Source organism: Nocardia sp. NPDC060259, from assembly GCF_042728775.1.
Lineage (GTDB): Bacteria > Actinomycetota > Actinomycetes > Mycobacteriales > Mycobacteriaceae > Nocardia.
Genome location: NZ_JBHXAY010000072.1, coordinates 1 through 22,393, shown reverse-complemented (window position 1 = coordinate 22,393; position 22,393 = coordinate 1). Strand labels below are relative to the sequence as shown.

Here is a 22,393-nt window from a genome sequence, read left to right as displayed (position 1 = left end):
GATGGGGACATGGGTGAGCGCACAAGAGTTCTGTACGCAATCGTGACAGGAGCCGGTGGGGCAGGGGACGTCGGGGAACTGGTGACCCTCGCGCAGGCAGACGGTTGGGACGTGTGTGTTCTGGCCTCCCCCAACGGCGCTCGATTCATCGACACCGAAGCACTCGCGGCACAGACCGGATACCCCGTTCGGTCGGAGTTCAAGATCCCCGGCACCAAAGACCTGCTGCCGCCGCCCGACGCGGTCATCGCCGCGCCGCTGACGACAAGTTCCATGGCGAAATGGGCAGCGGGAATTGGCGACACACTGCCACTGGCTCTGCTGGTCGAAACGACCGGAGCCGGGCTACCAGTCGTAGCGGTTCCGCACGGACGAGCAGCTCAATTCCAGTTCCCGCCAGTCGCTGCCGCACTGTCAAACCTCACCGACTGGGGCGTGCGCTTCATCCGGGTCAACGAAGGCGAACCGGTGCCGTGGGCAGCAGCTCTGAAAAGCCTCGGCTGACTATGTCCAACATCGGAAGGCCGGCACGCCTGTAGCCTGGCCATGCACTCACATAGGGCGCGCGGGTGCTTGCACACCAAGGCCTTACCCGCCCACTCGCCGGGGGCTGCTGCATTGATAGGTCACACTGTCACCTCGTCGTGCAGCAGCCCCTCTGGCTCCGCTTGCTGGCGTCAAGCCTATTGCCGATCCAAGCACGAGCTGCTTTGGTGATCACGCCGCCCGCCACGATGAAGGCATGATCGACCAATACCTGCCTGTTGATCTCGGGGTAAAACACCTCATGGGCACCTTCGAAAGTTCGGAGTCAATGACAGCCGGGTCACGATCGAATGGTGACATCCACAGCCCCGTTTTCGCTGAACCATTTCTTGAGCTCAAGACCCGCGAGAACCATAGCCGATTTCACTCCGACATCCACTGGACCAATTATGGACCCCGAAGCGCCTGCCACCGAACATCCGCCCATTCGTGCGTCCGAAAAGTCTGTCGAAGAAAACTCGCAGCCTCGCAGATCGGCGGATCCGAGATCGGCATCCGCAAAGCTTGCGCTCCGCAAGTCAGCACCAACCAGATTTGCACGCCGGAAGTCCGAATCCTCGAAGACCGCGCTCTGAAGACGGGCATCACAGAAAATACCACCAGATGCCGAACAGCCACGACCTTCGACCTTGCGGAGATCGCTACGACTGAAATCAGCATTACGCAAATCGGCCGAAATCATCCACGCTGTATACAGATCCGCATCGGATACACATGCCGAAGTCAGATCGGCCCCATTCAAGGACGCGCCCTCCAAGAACAAACCCGATACATCAGAGCGGGAAAGGTTCAGACCGTCCCCATTGAAGAGATTGGATGTCGACATCGATATCGACACCGGTGGCAATTGATCCAGATAGAGCCCCAGAGCCGCTTGAGCCGCAGGGTCAGAAGGCCAACGCTTGACATCGCTCCTGGTCCGGCCATAAATCAACTGCCCCATACTACTTTTCCTTCCCACTCGGGATGTTCAGAAACTAGTTGTTCCAATCGCGCACGCCGCGCTGGCGACATTCCGTCAGGATCAATTAGGACATTCTCATCGTCAGCGAGGTCTTTATTGATCATCTTGACAAATTTCTCATCAGATTGAGGGTCACTGATCTCCTGACCAGCATTTGGCCGGTACGATGGCTGACTGTCAGGGGAGCTCTTCACGTCCCAGCGCTGGCCCGTCGCATCTACGAACTCGCCCATATCTTCATTATTCGGCCCCGGTTGAGCACGCGTTATAGGCCCTGGAATCTTGCCATCACGTTCCGCTTGCAATCCTACCTCAGCTTCTCTCTCCGATGCCGGATTGGACTTTCCATTTTTCGCGGGGTCCTTCGACAACTCATCGTGACGGGCTTTGTACTCAGGCGTCCCGGGCGTGTTCGATTTGTTCTCTGAACTCTTCCCGATTACCTCGGTGTTCGTGGCAGTGATCACTATCGGCAACTCGACAATGGTCAGAAGGTCGCCGTTTGTCAGGTTAGCAGTGGTGAAAGTGAGGGTGCTGAGGGTGGTGAGGAATGTGTTGGCGGGTCCGGCTATGGCCCAGGCGGCGTCGTTGAGGAAGTCGATATCTATCTCGACTTTGTTGTCGTTAGGCGACTGCGACTGCTGCTTGCTCGGCGCCTTTTCCTTCGCTGGCTGCTCTTTGACATTTACCATCGAACGCCCGATCGAGATTGCGGTGACCACAACTACCGCTGCGAACTGAGTATTGATATCGGCGCGCATTTTCGTCAAGGCTACATTGTGGGCTCCGACCGCGTTGGCGATGTCGTGGGCGGCGGTACGGATTTCGCGGAGTTTGTCAGCGAGCTTGCGAAGATTGGCTGTATGGTTCGGGATGTCGGCCGGGACTTTAGGTCCGAAGCCTTGTTCCAGCCCGGAGGCGACGGTTAGTAGCCGGGCCACGCCGTACTCGAGAGGGTCTGAATTGGCGAAGGTCTTCCACATAGTTACGGCGCGTGCGAGTTTGTCGGTATCTCCATCGGGGACTTGGCCGCCGGTGACAAACGTGGTGACCTTGTCCTGCAGTTCGGTCCAGTCTGTCTGAAGTCCGTTGGTATAGGCTCCTGATGACGCGATACCGACTACTGCGCCCGCGCCGTAGGGTAGCTCGGACGGGATGCCGGTGGGCAACGATGGCGGGTCGCCCTTGTTGGTACTGCGGTTGGCTGTGTATTCCCCGGACTTCCAGTTGTAGCTGGACGCTGTCAGTATGTCCCCGAAGTGTTGCAGGGCTCGCGCGAAGTTGGTCGCGACCATTGTCAATGCGGCGGCACGGTCGTCGTAGGCTTTCGACCACGACTTGACTGCTTCATAGCCGCCGGCCATCGCGCTTGTTTCTAAGAGTACGGTTTGCGGCGTTTCGTAGACGGTTTGGAATTTCTTCGACAAGTCGTAGCATGCCGCGGCCGCGCTGTCATAGGACTGCGGCGACACTGCGCCCATAGAAGTCAGCCACCGCTCATTCTCAAGTTGGCTTCCGCTGCCGCACTGTAGGCGTCGCGGGCTGTGACGGCGGCATCGTACATCTGGGTGAGCCCTTCAATTACCGTGGCAGCCCCGGTAGCCCATTCTCGGTAGACCTCCTCTTGGGCGTCGGCAGCGGCCCCCTGCCAGCTTTGCTGGATGGAGGCGATTCGGTTGTTGATACCGTCGAGGCTTTCGGTGAGGAAGCCGATGAATCCATTGGCGCGACTGATGAGCTGGTCCAACTCATCGATGTCGAAGGTGAAGTCGCGGGAGTCGTCCATCACATGTTCAACTGCGGTAGGTCGAGCGAACTCAAAGCATCGGAGTTCGAGACGTCTTGACTGACAACGGCTTTGCTCGCGATGCCCAGAAGTTCGCCCATCGTCGCGAGGGCGTTCAATACGTCTGCGGCACCCTTCTTGGTTTCAGTCCAGCCGTCCCCGAACGCCTCTGCCGCCGCACCGCTCCAATTGTCCAGGACAGTCGATACCTCGCGGTCAAGCGTGCCGAGTCCGTTGATCAGGGACTCCGCGACCTGCTGGATATAGACACCAGCATCGGTCACCTCACCCGGCACGATCGCGAAAACTGTTCCAGAAGTATCGTTTTCACCCGCCATGCTTCCCCCCGTTCTCACGCCATCGGAGTCAGCCTAGACACGGCAGCGTGGGGCTGCAACAGACGAGGTCTCTGCCCAAAGGAATCGAGCCCGGCCAGTATGACCGGGCATTCCGGGCGATTCGCCCACTGACCGAGCACAAGGCGTTCACGCTACTGCCCGACGAATTGTAGGATTGCCGGTCGCGACGGGTTCGGATCCGACGCCGGTGCGGAAGTTGCCGAGGTGGCGGGCACTTGGGCAGGTCGCCCGGTCGATCGCCGAAGCCATCAACCGGGCCCGAGTGACTCAGACGTCCTGAACTCGCCCGAAGGTGGTCACAGTGTCGCCGGAGTCGCTGACCACGGTGACATAGGGCTGGATGCTGGCGGGACCGACGACCCCGGTCACCGTGCCGAGATGTGGACGATGCTGATCTTGCCGGTCGCGCCGCTGATCTTGCCCGAGGCCGCCTCGACCCCGCAGCAAATCCCCAGGTCACACGCGTTCTCATCTTGGATATGCCCCGCCGTGGGCACATCCAAGATGAGAACGCGATAGGATCGGCACCGGCCAACCGAGATCGCTAGATCGTGTAATAATCCGCTATGACCAGGCGTTTTCCGGTTGCCCATGTTTTGTGTGTCCTGCCGAGGGCACGAACCTGCGACATCATTTCCGCAGGTCAACGGAATCTATCCCGCAACGCCCAGGAAGGCTCATCACCAAAGCCCAGGCCAGTCGCGTTTGCCCCGCTGGAGCAGTAGGGCACAGCGAACATGGGAACGCGTCGGTCAACAGGGCATTTCCCCGCGCCCGATGCTGTTCGCCACGTGGCGAGAACGTGCACTCCCGCGAATTCAGCGAACAGGGTTACCGTCTCGCCTGTGACCATGTGGAAGGATCGACCGCACCGGGCCACAGCCCGGACCGTCATAGCCATGACGAAGACTGTCCGCGAACTGGGCTGTGGGCGATTCCATGTTCGGCCGGTGCCGATCAGGAAGGTGCGGTGGGCACGCGTTCTGCCGGAGCAATGCTCAGTTCGTCGGCGCTGAGCCGGCGGACATTCGCGTCGCGGAGCGTGCGAATGTCCTCGCTGCCGCAGTCGATCCGTGTAGTGCTGAAAGACGCGATACAGATATTGCAGTATCCGCAGACCGGACGATTCCGCGTCGGATGAGATACCACGTTGCGGTAAAGGTGAGGGTCGGCGATGAAAGCGCGAGCTGCCGAAACTGCGTCGACTTTGCCGCTGCCGATCGCCTGCTCGATACCCTGCTTGGTGTGGAATCCGCCGACACAGATCACCGGGATGGAGAGTACCTCGGTGAATTGGGCGGCACTGTCGAGGTTGAAGCCTTCGGTTGGCGGCCGCAGTCGGCCGGCCACACGCTCCACGACTGGTCCGACAGCGAGCATCGCTGCTTTGCGAACGCGGGAGGACGACGCGAGCGGGCCCCGCGTCACACTGTTGTAGACGAATCCTCGGTAGTTCCCCTGCACCATTCCGGGCCATGATTCGTAGTGGCCGCGTGATATCTCGATCGCGTCGGCGCCGAGATCTTGAAGCCAGCGTGCGACCCGGATGAGTTCAGAGGTAGTGCAGGCTCGGCGATACGGCAGGTCATCGGTCCCGTTCATCTTCACCAGAATCGGGAAACGGTCGCCGACTTCGGCACGAACCGCGGCCATCACGTCGAGCAAGAGACGTGCTCGATTCTCGAGCGAGCCGCCGTAATCGTCGTTTCGCCTGTTGGTGTGTGGCGTGAGGAACTGGCTCAGTAGGTAGCCATGAGCGGCGTGGATCTGCAGTCCGTCCATTCCCGCCGCTACCGCTCGGCCCGCTGCCCGCACGAAGGAGTCGACGAAGCCGGGCAGCTCGTCGCGACGCAGGGGGCTGGGCTTGCAGCCGTACATCGGCTCCCGGACGTCCGAGGCAGAGACGATCCGCTCGCCGGGCGCAGCCTTGGCCATCTGTCGGCCACCGTGGTTGAGCTGAGCCACCAGTTTCGTCCCGCCACTGTGCGCCAGACGTGCCCATGCGGCCAACCCGTCGATTTTGTCGTCGGTGTCGATACCTGCTTGTCGTCCTGCCGACTTGCCCTGGCGGGAAACGAAGAGGTTGCCGGTCACGATGAGGGGCGTGCCTGCGGCGACCATCGGTCGATAGAAGTCGAGCAGGTCGTTTGTGACGTAGCCGTCGTCGCTGGCACGGGTCTCGCTGGTGGCCGACTTGTAGAGCCGTCCCGTCACTTCCATCGTGCCGATCTGCAGCGGGGTACCGGGTGTGGGCATCGTGACTCCTAGAGGGTGCGAGCGAGCGGGGAGCCCACGGTCTGGTCGTAGCAGGCGATCGGGAGGCCGCCGGCGACGCCGATGCATTTGTTGCAGTACGTGCAGGCGGGAACCTCGGTTCGGGGTTTGTCGAGGTCCCGGTAGAGGTAGGGGTTGGCGATGAGGCCGCGCGCGGAAGCGACCGCGTCGGTCGCACCCGAACGGATCGCCTCGGCCATCGCGGCCGGTGTCTGGAAGCCTCCGACCGTGATCACCGGGATGTCGAGGGCCTTCGTGAACTCTTGCGCCTGGGGAAGGTTGTACCCCTCGCGGTATGGAAAGGCACGTTCCAGGCCGAACTCGATGACCGGTGCCAATGCGCGAAAGGTCAGCCGCCGGGGCATCGACGCTTCCTGCATCGCCCCTTTCGTCACCTGCGCCGTGACGTACCCGCGAAAGTGCCCGGAGGTTGTGCTCGGGAAAGACGCGAAATGCCCGCGGGTGACCTCGACCCCGTCGAGCCCTTCGTCCTGTAGGCGAAGGGCGAGCTCGATCTGATCGTCGAGTCGCACACCCCCGACGGGGATCGTGTCCGTGCCGTTCAGCTTGATGATCACGGCAAAGTCGGGGCCGACCCGCTGACGCACGGCTCGATAGATCTCGAGCGGAAGCTGCATGCGATTGCGGGCATTGCCGCCGTACGCATCCGTTCGGCGATTGGATTCCGGGCTGAGGAACTGGCTGAGCATGTAGCCGTGGGACATCTGAATCTGGACACCGTCCATACCGGCGTTCTGGGCTCGGGCCGCAGCGGCAGCGAAGGACTCGATGAGTGCGGGGAATTCGTCGAGTCGGAGCGGTCGCGGCATTGTTCCCTGCGCCTTCTCCCGTCTTGCCGAGGCCGAGATGGCCTCGGGAACGCCGGGTGCTGGTCGCACCATCTGCCGGCCACCGTGGTTGAGCTGGGCGAACAACTTCGACCCGCCGGAATGGGCAAGATCGGCCCACTCCTTCAGCCCCGGAAGCATCTGGTCCGAGTGGATGCCGGCCTGCCGGTAGGCCGATTTGCCCTGCCACGACACGAACATGTTGCCGGTGATGATAAGGGGGGTGCCGGCTTCCACCATCGGGCGGTAGAAATCGAGTAGTTCGTCCGTCACAGCGCCATCATCGGTGGCACGCGTTTCGTGCGTGGCCGACTTGAAAAGGCGACCGCCGATGTCGAGCTTGCCGATACGAATCGGAGTGTGCAGCGGTGCGGTGTCCATCAGGCTTCCTGACTCCTTGACTAGTTGAAATACCTTGTAGTAGAGAAACTTCCGATTGCGTTCGGCGAATCTCGCTGGTCAGCGCACACAACGCGTGGTCGTCGGCAGCCGACAGGCACCGTCCGACGCCGGTCTCCGCATTCCTACTTTCATGCTGTTCTGCGTTCTTCCATGACGGAAAGGCCAAACCGGTTTTGCCCCAAGGAAACTCGACATCGACGCATTTCTGGACTCCTCCACCCCGGGCCGGCGTTGGCACGTTGGGCTGATTCGATGATTCGCGCCACACCACCACCTACGGAAGGGGCAATCACACCAATCTGTCAGCATCTTTGTGCACTATGCACCGCACCTCTATGCTCGGTCCATGGAATCGGCCAGGATCAGGCCCGCGGTGGCCGAGTTGATACGTCGAGCGGCCGCAATAGTGTCCGCGGCATCGGCGGAATGGATCGCCGAGATCGACGAGGCGGCGTTCTCGGCTGCCGACATCGCACCCTTCTCCGCCGACCCGGAGGTTCGGGCACTCTTTCTGCGGGACATACACGCCCATGTGCAGCATTGGGCGGCCGCCAACATGAGAGATCCCGGACGCCCCGTCCCGGCATTCGTCGACGATGTCGAAATGGTCGCCAGGAGCCTCGTCTTTCGAGGCCACACCGAGGCCAGCGTCGATGCGTATCGCCTCGGGCACAACGTCGCGTGGCGACGCTGGATGAACATCGCCTTCGATCTGACGACGAATACCGACGACTTGCGCGACATGCTGGATGTCACCGCGGAGTCGATGGGAACCTTCATCGATGAGACCATCACCGCGCTCGCTGTCGGGATCGCCGCCGAACGCGAGCAGCTGCTCCGCGGCCAAGACGCCGCCAGGCTGGAGGCGGTATCGCTGGTCATCGGTGGCGGCGGGGCCAACGTTGCTTCCATCGAACGCGCCCTCGGCTATCGGCTCGATCAGGCACACACAGCGGTCGTGGTGTGGACCACCGACGCTGCGCCGCAGCTGTCCGAACTGGACCGCGTGGTCAACCAGGTAGCACGCCATCTGCGAGCGAGGAGTGTGATACCTGCCGTCGCCAGCGCGGGCACCATCTGGGCCTGGCTCGGCGAAATCGACACGGACCGGTTGAGCTCGATCGAGAGCATCGTCGGTGCGCGGCCCCACTGCCAGGTCGCCGTCGGGTCGACAGGACATGGAATCGACGGATTTCGCACGTCGCACCTGGACGCTGTCAGGACGCAGCGGATGATGGCGCGCCTGGACACCGGTCGCGCCGTCGCGACCTTCGGCGATGTCGAAGGTGTCCTGCTGCTGACGGCCTCACCCGATCTGGCAGACAGGTTTGTCGCGTCGACGCTCGGGCCGCTGGACAACTATCCGGAACTGCGAGACACGCTGCGCGTGTACCTGATTGAACTGTGCAATGTGTCGAACGCGGCGGACCGGCTGTTCACTCACCGGAACACGGTGCTGCGGCGCATCAAGCGCGCGAATGAGCTACTGCCCCACCCCCTCGAAGACAATGCACTGAACATCGGGATGGCGCTGGAGATCCGACATTGGCGAAGCGGCCCCGACGACCGGACCCCCTAGCCGACAACGACACGGTGGTGCATGGTGTACTTCCTTGTACCAATTCTGGGAAAACGACGCGTATCGCGTCCCTCGTCGGGGCAACAGCCAACTGCCCCAAGGTCGAAGTGCCAATCTTTGTGCCCGGCAACGAACGCTCGCCATGCGGGCACAGATGACGCACTGCCCGCGCGGTCGATCGTGCCCCGCTCCGGGTTCAGTCGAATGCGGGAACCGGCGGGCTGGTCCGAGGAGCACCGCACCTTCTCTCAGCCCAGGGAGAATTCCGCCTCGACGACCAGTTGGCCAGAGCAATTTCCCAGGTTGCCTGCGTTCCCATCTTGGATGTGCCCCGCCGAGGAACCCAACCTGCGACATCGCGTTGGGACCGGCATTCATCCGAGCCTCCTCGCTCGGGACTCATGACAGACGTTCGGATGTTGGCGACCTGGATTCCCGTTGCGAGAACCCCCGCCAGCAAACCGGTGTCCGACACCCAACAACGGTCGGGCATGAGAGGCGGGCTACCACGCCTTACCGTTGGCGGCCTCGTCAGGCCGCTGTCGAACTGTCGTCAATCGTTGAGGGGATCGCGAGAGTTCGGGGTGTGCGGGCGACCTCGGTGAGCTCAGGGATCGGCTTGTCAGCGTCGAGACCCAGCAGCTCGTCGATCTTATAGTCCTGCACCAAGACTCGGCGCTCCATGCATCCGACCGTGGCGTCGAATGCGTCCGGCAACATCGCGCAGACGTTTGGTCATTTCCGTGATCGGTGCCGAGATGTTCCCACGCCTCTCGAACTTCGCACTGAGCTGGAGCTGAGAGGTGTCGCTGTACACCCGAGCGGTCTGCTCGTACAGCCAGATCAGGTTCGGTCGCTCGACGTCGAGCCGATAATGCGCGGCGATGCTGTCGGTGAACAGCAGTCCGTCGGCCACGGTGGCGCTCCAGTGTTCCGGCAATCGTGAGCCCGTATTGCATTCCGCCATAAGGGCCACTGTTGATCTGACGTCATCGTCACAGACATCCAACCAAATGATCCCTGATAATTCGTGACGACCAACTGCTGACGTGGTGGTGCTAGCACTACCACGTCACGCCTGCAGACAGTACCCAGCATTCGGGTGCGCGCGGCATGGGCGCGAGGACTGCCGATTCCTAGGCTCGAATCGTCGGGGACGCACCCATGCCTTCCGGCTCGAACAGGAGGAAGACACTGCTCATGAACCCATTTCGGCGCAACTCCGGTAAAGCGGCCCTTTCGGTCGTAGTGGTGGGCGCGGTGCTCTCTGCGGCCGCGTGCGGTGAGGCATCGGTGGGCGCACCGGAAGAGGCGGCGAAGACGCCACCGCCCGCAGTGGCCACCGCAATGGAAAAGCTGGTGCGCCAAGGATTTCCCGGTGTGCAGGTGGTGATCGACGGACCCGCCGGACATCGGACGTTCACCGCGGGTGTCGGCGACCTGAACACTCGCGCACCGTTCCCGGACGACGCGCGCGTCCGGATCGGCAGCAACACGAAGACCTACGTGGCGACGGTGATCATGCAGCTGGTCGCCGAGGGCAAGGTCGACCTGGACTCGTCGATCGAGCGCTACCTGCCCGGTCTGGTGCGGGGCAACGGCAATGACGGCAACCGGATCACGGTGCGGCAAGTGTTGCAGCACACCAGCGGAGTACCGGACTATCTCGGTCGTGGCTCCGGCGACGGCATCACAGCCCAGAATTCCGAACAGATCGACCCGGACGAGGAAACGCTCCGGTGGCAGCACTTCGAGATGACCGAGCTGGTCCGCCGGGCGATGACGACGCCGCCGCAGTTCGAACCGGGCGCGAAATCCACCTACACGAACACCAATTACCTGCTGGCCGGTCTGCTGATCGAGCGGGTGACCGGCAATCCGGCCGCCGACGAGATCGGGCGCCGACTCCTCGAGCCGATCGGCCTGCGCGATACCTATGTGCCCGCTGCCCGCGACACCATCATCCGTGGCCCGCACGCCCGCGGATATCACCGGATCGACGGTACGCCAGTCGATTTCACCGACTTCGACCCGTCCTGGGCCGCCACCGCGGGTGACATGGTCGCCACCGCGACCGACATGAACCGGTTCTTCGCCGCACTGCTCGCCGGAAAGCTGTTGCCCCCTGCGCAATTGGCCGAGATGAAACGCACCGTGCCGTTCGACCGCATGCCGGGCGCGGATTACGGCCTCGCCCTGATCCACCGGATCACGCCGTGCGGCAAAGAGGTCTGGGGGCACGGCGGCAGCATTCCCGGCTTCGAGACACGCAACGGCGTGACGGCCGAAGGCACCGCGGTGACCGTCACGGTCAACCAGCTGCCGGCCACCGAGGAGGAGGCCGATGCGGTCAACGGTGTACTGGACGCCGCCCTGTGCGCCTCGTGATCGCCCCGCCCACCAGCAACCACGGCCCCCATATTGCTTGCGGCCGAACACCTTCCGAGGAGAGACAGTGCAACACACGAAAGGGCTGACGGTCGCCTTGACCGTCCTGGTGGCCTGTGGCGGACTGATCGGCTGTGCCGGTCCCGAGGACGAGACGAAACCGCACACCGCGGTGCAGGACCGGCTCACCAGTCAGCAGTTGGATTGGAAAGACTGCGGGGTTCCGAAATTGGATGAGGCCGGGGCACAGTGCGCCGACGTCACTGTGCCGGTGAATTACGCCGACCCACAGGGGCCTACGCTCACAGTGGCGATCTCCCGGATCGCCGGCACCGATCCCGCACCGCAGCGCGGCGTCATGCTGTCCAACTCCGGCGGTCCCGGCGGCGAAGGCCTGGACTTCATGGTCGATGTCGGCAACGCGATGACGCCCGAAGTACGGGCGCGCTACGACCTGATCGGCATGGATCCGCGTGGCGTCGGGCGCTCGTCCGCCGTCGACTGCCGGTGGCCGATCGGCTTCGGGCTGCATTCGGCGGGCCTCGACGCGGCAGGCTTCGCGGAATCCGTTGCGATACAAAGGGACCTGGCCGCCCGCTGCGCCGCTACCGAAGCGGCTCGACTGCCCCACATCACCACCCGCAACACCGCGCGGGACATGGACGTCATCCGCGGCATTCTCGGCGCGGAGAAGATCAGCTACTTCGGCACCTCGTACGGCACCTACCTCGGTGCGGTGTACATGCAGATGTTCCCCGAACGCAGCGACCGGATGGTGCTGGACAGCGCGGCCGACCCGGACGCCTACGGGACGGTCGGCATGATGCAGGCAATGGGTCCGGCCAACGAGGCCGCACTCGACCTGTGGGCGGATTGGGTCGCGACACGCGACGGTGAATACCACTTCGGAACCAGCCGGGCCCAGGTTCGCGGCGCTGTCCAGGACCTGATCAAACAGGCTGCGGACACGCCGATCCGGTTGGGCGAGTATGAGATCGACGAACATTGGCTGCCGGTGGTGCTGTTCGTCGGGCTGGACAGCCCGGACCAGTACGGGATGCTCGCCGGTCAGATCCGTACCATCGCCGATGCTGCCGCGGGCAAGCCCGCCCAGCCCGACGAAACGTTGAATGCCACACTCGGATTCGCGTTGAAAGCACGGCCGAACGACAATTCGGCACAGATGGCCATCATGTGCGGTGACGTTGCCGCACCGCGGGATCCGGAATTCTATCGGCGCAACATCGAGGCTGCCCGCGCCACCGAACCGGTGTTCGCCGGATTCACCAACAACATCACACCCTGCGCGTTCTGGGCCCCGCCCACCGAACCGACCACGGTGGTGCGCAACGCGGTGCCCGCCATGATCGTGCAATCCACCGGTGACACCAGGACCGCGTACGACGGAGCGGTCGCCCTGCACAACGCTTTGAGCGCGTCCCGCATGGTCACCCTCCAGGATGTGCCGATCCACTGGATCTTCGGGCGCTACCAGAACTCCTGCGTGTATTCGGCGGTGAACACCTACTTCCGCGACGGCACGCTGCCGGCCGGCGATATGACCTGTCGAGTCAGCTGACCGGAGCCGGGTGAAGCCCTGGACCCCAACGGGTTCAGGGCTTCACGCGTTCAAGTAGGTCAAGACGGCAAGTACCCGACGATGGCCGACATCCTCGGCGGAGAGTCCGAGCTTGGCGAAAATACTCCGAATGTGTTTGTGCACAGCGCCTTCGCTGACCACCAGCCGCTCCGCGATGGTCGTGTTGTTGTGGCCCTCGGCCATCAACGCGAGCACCTCGCGCTCACGGGCGGTCAGCGCGGCCAGCGGGTCATCGGCCTTGCGCCGCACCAGCAGTTGCGAGATCACCTCGGGGTCCATCGCGGTGCCGCCCGCCGCGACCCGGCGCAGCGAATCGAGGAAGCGATCCACCTTGCCGACCCGCTCCTTGAGCAGATAGCCGATACCGCCCATACCGTCACCGAGCAGTTCCGCGGCGTAGCTGTCCTCTACCCAGGACGACAGCACCAGCACCGGCAGGCCGGGGTGCAGCTTGCGCGCGCTGACGGCCGCGCGTAAACCGTCGTCGGTGAACGTCGGCGGCAGGCGCACATCGACGACGACCGCGTCCGGCCGATCCGCGGCCACCGCCGCGAGGAAGTCGTCCGCGTTGTCCACGGCGGCCACCACCTCGATGCCCGCCGTGCTCAGCAGCAACACCAGGCCCTCCCGCAGCAAGGCATCGTCCTCGGCGATCATGACCCGCACGGCAACTCCACCCGCAATACAGTAGGGCCGCCGGGTGGACTGGTCAGCGTCACCCGGCCGTCGAGCGCCTCGGCCCTGCGCCGAATACCGGCCAGCCCGCCGTCGTAGGTCTCCACGGCGCCGCCCACCCCGTCGTCGTGGATCTCGATCGTCAACAGCTCGGACGCACCGCCGAGCACCAGGGAAATGGCCGCGGCGCCGGAGTGCTTGGTGGCGTTGGTGAGCGCCTCGGTGATGACGAAGTACGCCGCCGCCTCCACCGCGGCGGGGCGCCTGCCCACCTCACCGAGATCGAGCACACAGGGGATCGGGTTGCGGGCGGCCACCGCCGAGATAGCACTCGCCAGGCCTCGATCGGTGAGTACCGGCGGGTATACGTTGCGCACCACATCACGCAGCTCGGCCAGCGCGGCCGTCGCGGTGTCCTGCGCCTTGCGCACCAGACCCTGCGCCGTTTCCGGATCCTGGTCGCGCAGTTGGTCGGCCAGCCCGAGCTGCATGATCACCGCCGCGAGCTGGGCCTGCGCGCCGTCATGCAGGTCACGCTCGATCCGGCGCAGCTCGGCACCGTGCGCGTCCAGCGCGGCGGCCCGTGTCGCGGTGAGGGCCGCGACTCGATCGGCCAGCATGGCGCCCTCGGTCGGTTTCAGCAGGGCACGGGTGGCCATTGCCTGCCAGCGCGCGGCCACCGGAAGCTGCAGAGTCACCAGGGCCACCGGGAACGCGAGGAAGAAGCTCAGTATCGCCTTCGGCCACGAGTCGACCACGAAACCGAAACTGGCGAACTCCTCCCCCGCCGGCATCAACTGCCAGAATCCCGGGATCACCAGCTGAACGAAGGTGCTGAGCGGCAGCGCGATGGCGAACACCGCGAGATAGATGCCGGTCAGCGCGTGTGCGACCAGCCAGCCGAAGTCCCGGCGGTTCGCCGGATCGGTGAACACCGTCGCGACCCGCTGCCGCAAGCCGCCGGTGAACGGCTGATAGGCCTGCACCGCCTGTTCACCGAGATAGCGTGCCGCCCTGCGCCGATCGAACGACACCAACGGCCGAGCCAGCCGAATCACCTCGGGCAGCGCCGGTATGCCTACGCCGATCAGGCAGAAAGCGCAGACGATCAGCAGGCCGACCACCGCGAACAGCGCGAACAGCGCGGTGACACCGCCGACCGCCAGGTACCAGACAGCGCCCGGCAGCCGCCGTGCTTTGTCTCGTGCGGAGCGCAGGGCCTTGATCACGCTCGTCATGCTGTCAGAACAGGACGCGACCGCGCCCGGCCGGTGCCCTCCATGCCCGAGGCCCGCATCGCCCCGGGTACAGCTTCGCTCACGCCGATCTTCGGTTCGGTCATGTGACCGCCACGCCACGGATGAGCTTTCGGGTGCCGCAGGGCGCGCGCTGTCATCGCCACGACATGGGCCGCCCAGCACTGCTGGCAGCGGCCCATGCCCTGGACGACGAGAGGCGGGTTCAGCCGGCGGAATGGCCGTCCCACGAGACGAGCTTCCAGCCCTTCGCCGGGGAGCCCTTCACGACCACCCGGCCGGTGTTGTGCAGCGGATCGGACTGCAGCTTGCTCATGTCAGGATCGGAGACGGACATGAGCGCCCAGAACATGATGGCACCGCCATGGGAGAAGATCACCGCACGCTTGCTGCCGCGGTCCTGGATGTCCTGGATCGAGTCGTCCATGCGCTTCTTGAACTCGTGGCCGTTCATCGAGCCGGGGATCCGGGCATCGAGGTTGCCCTGCAGCCACTGGATCGGTGCGGCCAAGTAACCCTCACGCGCCTCCCTCTCCGGCGTGCCCTCGTAGATGCCTGCCTCGATCTCGTGCAGACCCGCTTCGACGACTGTCGAATGACCACACAGCTTCGCGGTCGGCTCTGCCGTCTGCTGGGTCCGAACCATCGTCGACGCGTAGACGCCGTCGAACTTGCAGTCGTCGAGCAGCTCGGCTACCGCGGCGGCTTGCACCCTTCCCTTCTCGGTCAGGCCGGGTCCGGGGACGGAAGTGTCGATCAGACCGGAAGTATTGCCTGCCGATTCGCCGTGGCGGACAAAGGTGAGGAACATTTCACCGGTTTGCGGCGCTGCGGCCGCGCCACCTGCTCCGGCTGCCATGAGCGCCACCGCCGCGATGATCACTGCGATCATCGCGAACAGGCGAGACTTCATCAGATTCATAGAGACTCCCTCATAAATATGGTGCAGGCCACACTGAAACGTTCCAGTGGCCGGAGTCACATTAGGATCGGCACGACAGGCCCCCAAGAACGTCTCCCGGTGGACGGGAACCTTCGGCCACGTTCTTGTCCGCCCGCACCGCGGTGCGGGCGGATGTCTGGGCACAGTCCGCTCTGGACTACACACGACGCCTGGTGGCGCGGCACGCACCCTGCCGGGTAACAGCCGAAGTCCGCTCGCCGTCGGACGACGTGGACGAGCGAGCATTGCGGGACATCATCGGTTGTGTTCATCAGATCGTTTGGTCGGCATGAAATATGCGACGTAACAAAATTCGATGCATGAAACAAATTTAGAAATATTCGGCTTCGATCTTGCATCCGGTTCCATCGGATTCATATCGCGAATTCCACCAGTGTCTTTCTCCGGCTCGGCCGTTGAGCGGCTTCGCTGCGGATTCCGCGCGATCGAGTGTGATTACCTCTGCGCTCTCCGGGACGGGTTTGCGCTGGTCAGCCAGGTACGGCTCATGGCGCGGAAATGGACAGAGCGGACACTACGAGGGATGGTTTCGGCCTATTGTCACCACGACAGTTCGGCACGGTCGTATACTCCTTTTATGGCGGATGGGCAGTCCTCCACAGAATTCTCCGAATCGCCGGTTCTTGTGGTGCAGACGCGAGAACGCGTCTATCGACTACGCGCCGGGGGTACATACAACGTCGGCCGCGATCCGGACGCCGACATTGTTGTCACCGATCCGCGCGTCTCGACCTTGCACGCGGTGCTGGAGCAGGGGTCGCACGGTTGGGAGATCGAGGACGCGCACAGCCTCAACGGCACCTTTTTCGACGGTCACCGCGTCGAGCGGATGGTGATCGACCACGACGAGACCTTCCAGCTCGGTCATGCCAAAGACGGTGCGCAGTTGTCCTGCTCGCTGGAAACATCGCCCGGCCTCGAGCCCGAGACCGATGGCGATAGAGGTGGGGACACGATGGTCGTCCCGGATCCCGGCTATGACCTCGACGATGACGCCACGATCACCAAGTTCGAGCCGGGCCTGCCCCGGCGCGTGTCTCGGCCCTCGCCTCCGGCCGCCCATCCTGGCGCGGTAGTACGGATCAGCTCGGACACGCTGCGGATCGGGCGCGCCGCCGACAACGACATCGTCGTGCCCGACCTCATGGTCTCTCGCCATCACGCCGAACTGCAGGTGATCGCCGAAGGCAGGTATCGAGTCGTCGACCTCGACAGCCACAACGGCACCTACGTCAACGGACACCAGGTCGACGCCGCGGACCTCTCCGAATCCGATCTGATCGGCATGGGACACACCACCTACCGACTCGTCGGCAACGAACTGCGCGAGTCCGTCGACACCGGTGACATCTCGGTCTGCGTGCAAAACCTCATCGTGCGGACACCGGAAGGCAAAGTTCTCCTCGACGATGTGACCTTCCCTATCCCGCAGCACTCGCTCGTCGGGGTCATCGGACCCAGCGGAGCGGGCAAGTCGACCTTGTTGGGCGCGGTCACCGGGCTGCGGCCCGCGACCGAGGGGACCGTCCGCTACGACGGACGCGACCTGTACACCAATTACGACGAACTCCGGCACCGGATCGGGCTCGTTCCGCAGGAGGACATCCTGCACAACCAGCTCCCGACCCGGCGCGCCCTGCTCTACGCGGCCGAACTGCGCTTCCCCGGTGACACACGCAGGGAGGAGCGCGAACAGCGGGTCGACGAGGTCCTCGACGAGCTCGGTTTGACGCGGCACGCCGACACTCGCATCGATCGACTCTCCGGCGGGCAACGCAAACGGGTGAGCGTCGCACTCGAGTTGCTGACCAAACCGTCCCTGTTGTTCCTCGACGAGCCGACCTCCGGCCTGGACCCAGGCCTGGACAAGACGGTCATGGAAATGCTGTCCGAACTCGCCCACGACGGGCGCACCGTCATCGTCGTCACCCACAGCGTGGCGAATCTCGATTCGTGTGACCGCCTGCTGGTCCTGGTGCCCGGCGGCAGGCTGGCCTATTACGGACCGCCCGCAGAGGGGTTGCAGCAATTCGGGCAGCGCACCTGGGCCGAGGTGTTCCAAGCATTCGATCGGGAGGAGGACCGCGACTGGGCCGGTGAATTCCGGGACTCCCCGCGCTACGAGAACTACGTCGATGTCGGGCCGATCGACGACGTCGGACAGGGGGAAGTGCAGCGCCCACCGGCACCGCCGCCCGCGCCGCAGTCCAAGCTCAGCCAGCTCAGCACACTGTGCAGGCGCTACTTGGCGGTGATCGCCTCGGACCGCAGCTATCTGGTGTTGCTCGGCGTAATGCCGCTGCTGCTGGGCGGTTTGATCGCTGCGATCCCATCGGGCGAGGGATTCACCGGCACACCGGGAACCAACACCGACGCCCCGACCAAGCTCATGATCTTGATATTCGGTGCCTGCTTCGTCGGCACCGGCAACTCGATCCGCGAGATCGTCAAGGAACAGACGATCTACCGCAGAGAACGCGCCGCAGGCCTGTCGGCCGGAGTCTATTTGATGTCGAAACTACTGGTCTTGGGTGTGATCACCATCCTTCAGTCGGTGGTGTTGTTCTTGATCGGCACTATCGGTGAGAGTTTCCCGCCGAAAGGGATATTCACCTCGGTCGAAGTGGAATTGATCTTGGCGATGGCGATGCTGGGCATCGCGTCGCTGGCGATGGGCTTGCTGGTGTCGGTCTCGGTGAACACCTCGGAAAAGACACTGCCGCTGCTGATCGTGCTGTCGATGGCACAACTCGTGCTCACCGGCGGTCTGGTGCGACTGCCCGGCACGCCCGTTCTGCAACAGCTGTCCTACCTGTCACCATCTCGCTGGGGCTACGGCGCTGGAGCGGCCAGTCTCGACCTGGACACCCTCTCACCGCACGATGGTGGACCCGACCCGCTCTGGAAACACACCCTCGGCACGTGGCTACTCGACATGGGAGTCGTCGCCGCTCTAGCGGCCGTCTTCCTCACACTGGCCTGGTATCGCCTGTACCAGATGCGGCCACGGCGGCGCGGTGCCCGCCCTGCGCGGATTTGACACGACAAGCACAGAGCAGCCTGTGTACCAGGATTTAGGCACCGATAACGGGCGTAGGTCAGCGGCAGCAGTTCGGGTCCCACAGCGCCACGAAAGTGTTACCGGCCGCGGGTAAGAGTTCCCTTGGCAGCCCGGCACTGGCGTAGACCGATTGAGAGGATCTGAACCTTGAGCGATCTTTCTCGCCGTGACCTGCTCAGGACGTCGGCGGCCGCCGGCGTCGGAGCAGTCGTTGCCTCGGGCCTTACGGCCGCAGACACGCCGGAGATTGCGGACACAAGCGCCCCGGGAATTGAGGCCGCGGACCACCCGAGTAAAAGCCCGGGATGCCCGCCCGCGACGCTGACCGGCCACATCGTCCACCCGGGTGACGCGTCGTACACGGAGGCGCGACTCGGCTGGGACCAGCTCTTCTCTCACTATCCGCTGGTCATCGTCTTCGCGCAGGAAACCCAGGACGTGGTGAACGCCCTGACGTGGGCGCGGCAGCACGACATCGCGTTGCGGGTGCGGAGTGGCCGCCACGCCCTCGAAGGCTGGTCGAACGTCGACAACGGCATCGTCATCGACGTCAGCCAGCTGAAATCGGTCCAGATCGACCATGGCGCTCGCATCGCGACGGTCGGCGCCGGGCTGAACCAACTGGAAGGGGTGACGACGCTCGCGAAGCAGAACCTTGCGGTCACCACCGGAAGCGAGGGCAGCGTGAGCCTGTGCGGTGCGACGCTCGGCGGTGGCCTCGGGCCCCTCAACCGCTGGCTCGGCATGGCCTGTGACAGCCTGGTGGCGGCCGAGGTCGTCGTCCCGTCGGGTCACGACTGCGCCGAGGTGATCAACGCGGACTTGGAGCACCACTCGGACCTGCTCTGGGCGCTCCGCGGGGCGGGAAACGGCAACTTCGGGATCGTCACACACCTCACCTATACGGTGTATCCGCTCGAGCATCTCGCCTATCTGCAGGCGACATGGGATGGACTTGGGGACCTTTACGGGGTCTTCGAGGCGTGGCAGCGTGTGGTACCGCCCGCCGACAGCCGTCTGGGATCCGAGCTCGAGATCCACAAGTCCCAGATCCTGCTGACCGCGTGGCTTGTCGACGGGGCAGCGGCACAGGCCAGAGAGATGCTGGCTCCGATCCTGTCGGTCGGCACACCCGATGTCACGGTGCAGGTCGGTAACTGGGGCGACATCTATGCGCGAGCCCAGCTCCCGCTCGCGCAAGAGCCCGCGAACTGGAAGTTCTTCTCGGAGTTCGTCAAAGAGCCGTTTCCGAAGACGGCGATCGACATCATCGGCGACTTCATGCGAAACGCTCCTACAGAGGAGAGCAACTACTTCGTCGATGCCTTCGGCGGGGCGATCAAGAGGGAGCCACCCGGCGGCACGGCGTTCGCGCATCGTGACGCGCTTTTCTACGGCGAGATCGGCGCAGCCTGGGGTACTCGTTCAACACAACCAGGCGTCGGCGACCCGCTGACCTCACAGGCCCAGGCCTGGACCGCTGAGTTCAGCCAGGCGCTGCGGCCCTATGCGGACGGCGCCTACGTCAACGTGCCGAACATCGGAATGCAAGAGTGGGAGACCGCCTACTGGGGGAGCCAGCGCTTCGAGCGGCTGCGCAAAATCAAGGCGAAGTACGACCCCCACAACGTCTTCCAGTACGAGCAGAGCATCCCGCCCGCGTCACACTGATCGACCGCTGATAATCGGCTTCGATCACCCACCGCCCTCCGGTTGCTCGTGCCCGTCGCGTTGTTCGGCGGCGGTCAGCCACGCGGCCACGTTGTCCAGCGACCCAGCGCAGACGACCCTGAACGGGCTGTACAGCTCCCACCCGTACGGCGGTTCGAGCGCGCGGCGGATCGCCATAGACCGCCGCGCGGCCCGCTCGGTCAGCTCATCGAGTCGAGGGGTGATCGCGTCGCTCATCGGTCCCCCTTGTGAGTCGTTCGGTGAATGCGTCCACCGCCGGAGAGCTTTCGCCATCGTCCGCGCAGCTCGCTGCGCCCGATGTGCCGAGGATTGCCCCGAGCATCGGCCCGGCGATGGGGCTGAAATCAACGCTAGGCGTGCGTTATTGGTGGTCACAGGCTTACGGTGTTGACAGAGTGTTCACAGCTCACCGAGCCGAAGGATCACCGCGATGGAACCGGGCGCACAGCTGAGAGCCGCGCGTGAGGCGGCCGGGATAGGGCTGCGCGAAATCGCCCGGATGACGCACTACTCACCCGCGTATCTGTCGCTCATCGAGTCCGGCAAGCGGCCGGTACCTACGGAGGTCGCCGCCGCCTACACCGCTGCACTTGGCGAACCGGTCGACGGGGAACGCGCCGGGGCCGAATGGATAGAGCGGGTAGCCGCGTCCGATGTCGGCGGGGATACGTTGGACCGGCTGGAGATGGCCGTCGATGATCTGGCGTCGGCCTACTCCACCACCGCGCCCGCCGACCTGCTGGTCGGCATTCGTCAGCATCTCGGATACACCGCGCGCTTGCTGGACGGGAAGATGACACTGGTCCAGCACCGCCGCCTTCTGGTCACTGCCGGGTGGCTCTCCCTGCTGGCGGGAACATGCCACATCGACCTGGACGAACTCCCGGCCGCCGCTGCCCGTCTGCGCGCTGCCCGCGATATCGCCGAGGAGTCCGAGCACCCGGAGATATCGGCCTGGACGCTGGAGACGCGGGCCTGGCAGCACCTCGTCAATCGGGAGTTCGCCGCAGCGGCCGAGTTGTCGCAGGCGGCGCGCGATGTCTCCCCCGCCGACAGTTCGGCCTACATCCAAGCGACCGCGCAGCAGGGCCGCGCCCTGGCACGAATCGGTGACAGCGCGGGTACATACGGGGCGCTGCGCAATGTCGCGCGTCTGGTGTCCGGCCTGCGCACCCCTGACCGGCCGGAGCATCACTTTCGCTACGACCCGTCGAAGGCCGATACCTACGTCGCCACCACGTTGTCCTGGCTGGGTGACCCGGCGGCCGAGGTCTACGCGCGCAATGTCGTGGCCGACCTCCAGCGCGCGGCGTGCGTCCGACCGCGCCGAATCGCGATGGCAAACCTGGACCTGGGCCTTGCGCTGGTCGCCGCTGACAAACCCGATGAGGCGGCGAACGTGGCGCTGGGCGTGGTCGCCAGCGGCCGATTGGTCCCTTCGCACCACTGGCGGGTTTCGGAGATCGTGAGCGCGATAGCGCAGCGGGATCGACCCGCCGCGGCCACCGTGCGCGAAGCGTTCCACGACACCTAGACGCCAGCTCTTGATGACGATTCTCGGAAATCGAGTATGGGGCTACTCGTTCACCGGGCCGGTGCGGCGGCTCAAGATAGGAGTCACTGCCCGCATCGAGTTCCTTCGTTCCGCAGGGAGGCAACATGGTCGCACCAATGGCCCAACCCGGGTTCCGGTCACCGCGAACCCGCCCGCCAGAACGGCGGGCGGGCACGGTACGGACCGGTGTCAGATGTTGAGGCCCTTGCCCCGCAGCCAGCTGAGCGGGTCGACGCCGTCGCCGCCACCCGGGTGGATCTCCAGGTGGAGGTGGGGCCCGGTGACGTTGCCGGTGGCACCGACACGGCCGATCACGTCGCCGGTGGTGACCTTCTGCCCGGCGCTGACGGATCGCTCAGTCGAGCAGCGAGAACCGGCCCGAGCCGACCAGTGCCGTGATCGCCGCGATCTTCTCCTGCGGCGCCGCGTAATCCGGGTGCGCCG

The 22,393-nt window shown here is 64.3% G+C and carries 19 protein-coding genes; 7 read left to right on the top strand and 12 right to left on the bottom strand.

Going from position 1 to position 22,393, the window contains the following annotated elements; genetic code table 11:
- Positions 1 to 9: 9 nt before the first annotated feature.
- Entirely contained in the window at positions 10 to 504 is a 495-nt protein-coding gene (locus ACFWF2_RS23380) for a flavoprotein (protein ID WP_379309568.1), read from the top strand.
- A 322-nt stretch (positions 505 to 826) separates the two neighbouring features.
- Here the strand turns inward: ACFWF2_RS23380 and ACFWF2_RS23375 are convergent, their stop codons facing one another.
- From ACFWF2_RS23375 to ACFWF2_RS23350, 6 genes are all read right to left on the bottom strand, one after another.
- On the bottom strand, positions 827 to 1,489 hold the full coding sequence (locus ACFWF2_RS23375) for a pentapeptide repeat-containing protein (RefSeq protein WP_379309567.1): 663 nt from the start codon (positions 1,487 to 1,489) through the stop codon (positions 827 to 829).
- Positions 1,477 to 2,991, bottom strand: a complete 1,515-nt coding sequence (locus tag ACFWF2_RS23370) for a hypothetical protein (RefSeq protein WP_379309566.1) — start codon at positions 2,989 to 2,991, stop codon at positions 1,477 to 1,479. Before ACFWF2_RS23370 ends, ACFWF2_RS23375 begins: the two co-directional genes overlap by 13 nt.
- Before the next feature lie 5 nt (positions 2,992 to 2,996).
- Entirely contained in the window at positions 2,997 to 3,296 is a 300-nt protein-coding gene (locus ACFWF2_RS23365; protein ID WP_379309565.1) for a WXG100 family type VII secretion target, read from the bottom strand.
- On the bottom strand, positions 3,296 to 3,634 hold the full coding sequence (locus tag ACFWF2_RS23360) for a WXG100 family type VII secretion target (RefSeq protein WP_379309564.1): 339 nt from the start codon (positions 3,632 to 3,634) through the stop codon (positions 3,296 to 3,298). The genes ACFWF2_RS23365 and ACFWF2_RS23360 overlap by 1 nt, the downstream gene beginning before the upstream one ends.
- Before the next feature lie 978 nt (positions 3,635 to 4,612).
- Positions 4,613 to 5,911: an NADH:flavin oxidoreductase gene (locus ACFWF2_RS23355; protein ID WP_379309563.1), complete on the bottom strand. Its 1,299-nt coding sequence runs from the start codon at positions 5,909 to 5,911 to the stop codon at positions 4,613 to 4,615.
- Positions 5,912 to 5,919: 8 nt separating this feature from the next.
- Positions 5,920 to 7,158, bottom strand: coding sequence for a hypothetical protein (locus tag ACFWF2_RS23350; protein ID WP_379309562.1), 1,239 nt, complete (start codon positions 7,156 to 7,158; stop codon positions 5,920 to 5,922).
- A 367-nt stretch (positions 7,159 to 7,525) separates the two neighbouring features.
- Between ACFWF2_RS23350 and ACFWF2_RS23345 the strand changes: the two genes are divergently transcribed.
- Entirely contained in the window at positions 7,526 to 8,758 is a 1,233-nt protein-coding gene (locus tag ACFWF2_RS23345) for a PucR family transcriptional regulator (RefSeq protein WP_379309561.1), read from the top strand.
- Between the two features lie 652 nt (positions 8,759 to 9,410).
- On the opposite strand, the gene ACFWF2_RS23340 is transcribed toward ACFWF2_RS23345, so the two are convergent.
- Positions 9,411 to 9,725, bottom strand: coding sequence for a hypothetical protein (locus tag ACFWF2_RS23340; RefSeq protein ID WP_379309560.1), 315 nt, complete (start codon positions 9,723 to 9,725; stop codon positions 9,411 to 9,413).
- 233 nt (positions 9,726 to 9,958) lie between these two features.
- Here ACFWF2_RS23340 and ACFWF2_RS23335 point away from each other — a divergent pair, with 233 nt between their 5' ends.
- Both ACFWF2_RS23335 and ACFWF2_RS23330 read left to right on the top strand, forming a co-directional pair.
- Positions 9,959 to 11,146, top strand: coding sequence for a serine hydrolase domain-containing protein (locus ACFWF2_RS23335; protein WP_379309559.1), 1,188 nt, complete (start codon positions 9,959 to 9,961; stop codon positions 11,144 to 11,146).
- A 67-nt stretch (positions 11,147 to 11,213) separates the two neighbouring features.
- Positions 11,214 to 12,725 carry an alpha/beta fold hydrolase gene (locus ACFWF2_RS23330; protein WP_379309558.1) on the top strand — a complete coding sequence of 504 codons (1,512 nt, stop codon included), beginning with the start codon at positions 11,214 to 11,216 and terminating at the stop codon, positions 12,723 to 12,725.
- Positions 12,726 to 12,767: 42 nt separating this feature from the next.
- On the opposite strand, the gene ACFWF2_RS23325 is transcribed toward ACFWF2_RS23330, so the two are convergent.
- From ACFWF2_RS23325 to ACFWF2_RS23315, 3 genes are all read right to left on the bottom strand, one after another.
- The gene (locus ACFWF2_RS23325) at positions 12,768 to 13,412 is read right to left on the bottom strand and encodes a response regulator (RefSeq protein ID WP_379309557.1); all 645 of its coding nucleotides are present in this window, start codon (positions 13,410 to 13,412) and stop codon (positions 12,768 to 12,770) included.
- A complete protein-coding gene (locus ACFWF2_RS23320; protein ID WP_379309556.1) occupies positions 13,400 to 14,659 on the bottom strand; it encodes a sensor histidine kinase in 1,260 nt (419 codons plus the stop codon). The genes ACFWF2_RS23325 and ACFWF2_RS23320 overlap by 13 nt, the downstream gene beginning before the upstream one ends.
- A gap of 223 nt (positions 14,660 to 14,882) precedes the next feature.
- On the bottom strand, positions 14,883 to 15,659 hold the full coding sequence (locus ACFWF2_RS23315) for a histidine phosphatase family protein (RefSeq protein WP_379309555.1): 777 nt from the start codon (positions 15,657 to 15,659) through the stop codon (positions 14,883 to 14,885).
- 559 nt (positions 15,660 to 16,218) lie between these two features.
- Here ACFWF2_RS23315 and ACFWF2_RS23310 point away from each other — a divergent pair.
- Both ACFWF2_RS23310 and ACFWF2_RS23305 read left to right on the top strand, forming a co-directional pair.
- Positions 16,219 to 18,681: an FHA domain-containing protein gene (locus ACFWF2_RS23310; RefSeq protein ID WP_379309554.1), complete on the top strand. Its 2,463-nt coding sequence runs from the start codon at positions 16,219 to 16,221 to the stop codon at positions 18,679 to 18,681.
- A gap of 168 nt (positions 18,682 to 18,849) precedes the next feature.
- Positions 18,850 to 20,373, top strand: a complete 1,524-nt coding sequence (locus ACFWF2_RS23305; protein ID WP_379309552.1) for an FAD-binding oxidoreductase — start codon at positions 18,850 to 18,852, stop codon at positions 20,371 to 20,373.
- A gap of 24 nt (positions 20,374 to 20,397) precedes the next feature.
- On the opposite strand, the gene ACFWF2_RS23300 is transcribed toward ACFWF2_RS23305, so the two are convergent.
- Positions 20,398 to 20,610, bottom strand: a complete 213-nt coding sequence (locus tag ACFWF2_RS23300) for a hypothetical protein (RefSeq protein WP_379309551.1) — start codon at positions 20,608 to 20,610, stop codon at positions 20,398 to 20,400.
- A gap of 214 nt (positions 20,611 to 20,824) precedes the next feature.
- On the opposite strand from ACFWF2_RS23300, the gene ACFWF2_RS23295 reads away from it, so the two are divergent.
- Positions 20,825 to 21,928, top strand: a complete 1,104-nt coding sequence (locus ACFWF2_RS23295) for a helix-turn-helix domain-containing protein (protein WP_379309550.1) — start codon at positions 20,825 to 20,827, stop codon at positions 21,926 to 21,928.
- Between the two features lie 210 nt (positions 21,929 to 22,138).
- On the opposite strand, the gene ACFWF2_RS23290 is transcribed toward ACFWF2_RS23295, so the two are convergent.
- Positions 22,139 to 22,381: a M23 family metallopeptidase gene (locus ACFWF2_RS23290; protein ID WP_379309588.1), complete on the bottom strand. Its 243-nt coding sequence runs from the start codon at positions 22,379 to 22,381 to the stop codon at positions 22,139 to 22,141.
- Between the last annotated feature and the right edge of the window lie 12 nt (positions 22,382 to 22,393).

Coding starts and splice junctions, on each gene's coding strand:
- ACFWF2_RS23380 (WP_379309568.1), top strand. CDS start 10: ATGGGTGAGCGCACAAGAGTTCTGTACGCAATCGTGACAGGAGCCGGT.
- ACFWF2_RS23375 (WP_379309567.1), bottom strand. CDS start 1,489: ATGGGGCAGTTGATTTATGGCCGGACCAGGAGCGATGTCAAGCGTTGG.
- ACFWF2_RS23370 (WP_379309566.1), bottom strand. CDS start 2,991: ATGGGCGCAGTGTCGCCGCAGTCCTATGACAGCGCGGCCGCGGCATGC.
- ACFWF2_RS23365 (WP_379309565.1), bottom strand. CDS start 3,296: ATGGACGACTCCCGCGACTTCACCTTCGACATCGATGAGTTGGACCAG.
- ACFWF2_RS23360 (WP_379309564.1), bottom strand. CDS start 3,634: ATGGCGGGTGAAAACGATACTTCTGGAACAGTTTTCGCGATCGTGCCG.
- ACFWF2_RS23355 (WP_379309563.1), bottom strand. CDS start 5,911: ATGCCCACACCCGGTACCCCGCTGCAGATCGGCACGATGGAAGTGACG.
- ACFWF2_RS23350 (WP_379309562.1), bottom strand. CDS start 7,158: ATGGACACCGCACCGCTGCACACTCCGATTCGTATCGGCAAGCTCGAC.
- ACFWF2_RS23345 (WP_379309561.1), top strand. CDS start 7,526: ATGGAATCGGCCAGGATCAGGCCCGCGGTGGCCGAGTTGATACGTCGA.
- ACFWF2_RS23340 (WP_379309560.1), bottom strand. CDS start 9,725: ATGGCGGAATGCAATACGGGCTCACGATTGCCGGAACACTGGAGCGCC.
- ACFWF2_RS23335 (WP_379309559.1), top strand. CDS start 9,959: ATGAACCCATTTCGGCGCAACTCCGGTAAAGCGGCCCTTTCGGTCGTA.
- ACFWF2_RS23320 (WP_379309556.1), bottom strand. CDS start 14,659: ATGACGAGCGTGATCAAGGCCCTGCGCTCCGCACGAGACAAAGCACGG.
- ACFWF2_RS23310 (WP_379309554.1), top strand. CDS start 16,219: ATGGCGGATGGGCAGTCCTCCACAGAATTCTCCGAATCGCCGGTTCTT.
- ACFWF2_RS23300 (WP_379309551.1), bottom strand. CDS start 20,610: ATGAGCGACGCGATCACCCCTCGACTCGATGAGCTGACCGAGCGGGCC.
- ACFWF2_RS23295 (WP_379309550.1), top strand. CDS start 20,825: ATGGAACCGGGCGCACAGCTGAGAGCCGCGCGTGAGGCGGCCGGGATA.